This is a genomic window from Bradyrhizobium sp. MI1.7, from assembly GCF_055811795.1.
This window is the reverse complement of record NZ_JBVVPO010000091.1, coordinates 1-2,763: the sequence shown is the minus strand read 5'-3', so window position 1 is coordinate 2,763 and position 2,763 is coordinate 1. Positions and strand designations below refer to the sequence as shown.

The 2,763-nt window shown below is 65.4% G+C and carries 3 protein-coding genes; 2 read left to right on the top strand and 1 reads right to left on the bottom strand.

The features are described 5' to 3' along the window. Positions 1-251: 251 nt before the first annotated feature. The gene (locus AC0L3X_RS42115) at positions 252-677 is read right to left on the bottom strand and encodes a PaaI family thioesterase (protein ID WP_063986737.1); all 426 of its coding nucleotides are present in this window, start codon (positions 675-677) and stop codon (positions 252-254) included. A gap of 71 nt (positions 678-748) precedes the next feature. On the opposite strand from AC0L3X_RS42115, the gene AC0L3X_RS42110 reads away from it, so the two are divergent. Next, positions 749-1,375: an NUDIX hydrolase gene (locus AC0L3X_RS42110; RefSeq protein ID WP_063985864.1), complete on the top strand. Its 627-nt coding sequence runs from the start codon at positions 749-751 to the stop codon at positions 1,373-1,375. Between the two features lie 56 nt (positions 1,376-1,431). Next, positions 1,432-2,646 carry a hypothetical protein gene (locus AC0L3X_RS42105; protein ID WP_063985863.1) on the top strand — a complete coding sequence of 405 codons (1,215 nt, stop codon included), beginning with the start codon at positions 1,432-1,434 and terminating at the stop codon, positions 2,644-2,646. The last annotated feature ends 117 nt before the right edge of the window (positions 2,647-2,763 follow it).

Below are 2,763 nucleotides of genomic sequence, written 5' to 3'. Positions count from 1 at the left end.
GGCTTTATGAGTGGGGTTGCGGTGGCGGCGTGTGCCCGGGGTGCTTTTTGGGGGGTTTGGTCTGGCTATAGTTTGCGGGGGGGCGAAATTTGGGCCCACATACTCGGTGTCATCGCCCGCGCCGGGGGGCGATCCAGTATTCCAGAGACGGCTGTGATTGAGCCGAGAGGCTGCGGCGTACTGGGTCGCCTGGTCAAGCCGGGCGACGACAGCGGTGGGTGTAGTTAGAGCGGCAGCCCGACCGCGCGACGCTACCCCGGCCCCTTCAAGATCTTGAACACGCCATTCGCCATCACGATGCAGCGACCATCCACCGTCACTTCCGTGCTCATGAAGATGAGGCTGCGCGTCGAGCGCACCACGCGGGGGCGGGAGATCAGGATGTCGCCGATCTGGCCGGCCTCGACGAAATGGGTGTCGAGCTGCACCGTCGCCATGAACTCCTTGCCGGAAACGTAGCGGGCGGTCATGCCGCAGGTACGGTCCGCGAACGTCATCATCACGCCGCCCTGGACCATGCCGCGGCGATTGTGGTGCTTGTCCTCGGTGGCGAGTGCGAATTCGTAATGGCCGTCGACCTTGCGCTCCCACAAGGGGCCGATCAGGTGCAAGAAGCCCGTGGTCTCCAGGATGCTCCAGCCGTCCGATTTGAGCCTTGCGGCGGCCTTGTTGGTCATGTGGTCGTCCATTGCTGCGCGGGCCTTGCGAGCTCATTTCATCGGGGCCTGACGTGGTGTAGTCAAGCATCATGAGACCATTCGACGATGCCACACGGCGGAATATCGCGGCTGCCTGCGCGGCCTTCACGCGCCTGCCGGAGGACGATGCGCCGGCCGCATTGAAACGCGCCGCGGTGGCGGTCGCGCTGACCGCGGCGAGTGACGGCGATGACACCGCATTCCTGCTCACGCTGCGCGCGTCACACCTGCGCGCCCATCGCGGCCAATGGGCCTTGCCGGGCGGCCGCTGCGATGCCGGCGAGACGCCGGTCGAAGCGGCGCTGCGCGAGCTTGATGAGGAGCTTGGCCTCCGCCTTTCGCACGCGGAGGTGCTCGGCACGCTCGACGATTATCCGACCCGCTCCGGCTATCTGATCACGCCGGTGGTGGTCTGGACGGCCGACAGTGCCGCGATCCGGCCGAACCCGGATGAGGTCGCCTCGGTCCACCGCATCGCGCTCGCCACGATCGAGCATGAAGACGCGTTCGACTTCATCGCGATTCCCGAAAGCTCCCGCCGCGTGATCCGCTTCCATCACGAGACGAGCCTGATTCACGCGCCGACCGCGGCGTTGATCTACCAGTTCCGCGAGGTGCTGGCGGGACGTCACACCCGCGTCACCGAGCTGGAACAGCCGGTGTTCGCCTGGAAGTGACGATGGTAAACGGCGCGTTAACGTGACGGTTACCGGATGCCTGCTAAGAGGGCAGCATGCATCACTCGATTCGAAAACATCTCGCGCTGGTTCCATTCGCGATCGTCCTGCTCGCGCCCACAGCGCAGGGCGGCGAGGCCGACGCGCTGCCGCCGGCCGTCCGCGATGCCAAGGCCCAGCTCTTGTCGCAGTTCTTTGCGCAAGGTGGGGCGTCGCCGGCCGTGCTCGAATATCGCCGCAAGCTGCAGGAATATCAGGCGGCGCGCGGGGCCTTCGACGAAGAGGCGGGTGCCTATTGGAGCCAGATCTCCGAGAAGCGGAAAGGCCGCAACGCCAAGCGGCGCAGCGGACAGCAGGTCACGCTTGACGATTATGTGCTGCAGCATCCGCCGCTCTATAACGGGCCGAAGCGGCCGGTGAATCCGGAGCCGGAGGAAACGCCGGAGCGTCCGACCAGAAAGCCGATACCGGTGGTCGCCGATCTCCTGCAAGCGGCGCGGGAGCTCTATCAGTTCACGCCGCAGCGGCCGTCCAGCGAGGTCGAGTTCAAGCGCGCCTATGCGCGCTACGCGCTCGCCTCCGGGCTGACGCGCGAGCAGGCGGTGCGGGTCTATTCGTTCGAGACCGGCGGCACCGGCAATTACGATGTGCAGGCGGGTATTGAGCATGGCGGCAAGCGCGCGATCTCGACCGCGATGGGCTACAACCAGCTCCTGACCACCAACAGCGTCGAGCTGCTGGCCGAGCAGGGCCATGAACTCATCCGTGCGCTCTCCGAGAAGGTGGCGCGGACGTCGGGACCGGCGCGCCAGCCGCTCGAGCACAAGCTTGCCGTGCTGAAGAAGATGGTGGCGCAGGCGAAATCGGTGCCGGACACCTGGTCGGAGCACGAGAAGATCGGCAACACCGCGCAGGGCTGGGCCATGCATGCCATGGTGCTCGACATCGATATCGGCCCGATGCTGCAAACCCATAAGCTTTTGACTTCGGTGCTGTTCGCGCGCACCAAGGGCTACACCCGGCCGCTCACCGCCGCCGAGCTCGAGATGATGAACCTCACCGGCGACGGCACCGGTCTCGACATGGTGACGATGCCGCAGGCCATGCGCGAGCAGGTGCCGACCTCGAACTTCTTCCAGCGCGGCGGCTACGAGCGCAACCCGGTCGCGATCCGTCACAACACGGTGGCCAAGCTGCTGGCGGTGACGGACACGCGGATGGACAGTAACAGCAACAATGCCGGCGCGCGGGAGCTGGCGGGGGCGTTTTAGTCCTCGCTGCCACATCCTCCGCTGTCATGCCCCGGCTTGATGTTTAGCCCGGACAGATCACTGACGGGTGTTCGGAGACATAGCTGACACATCAACATTGGCTGGATTGGTCCGATT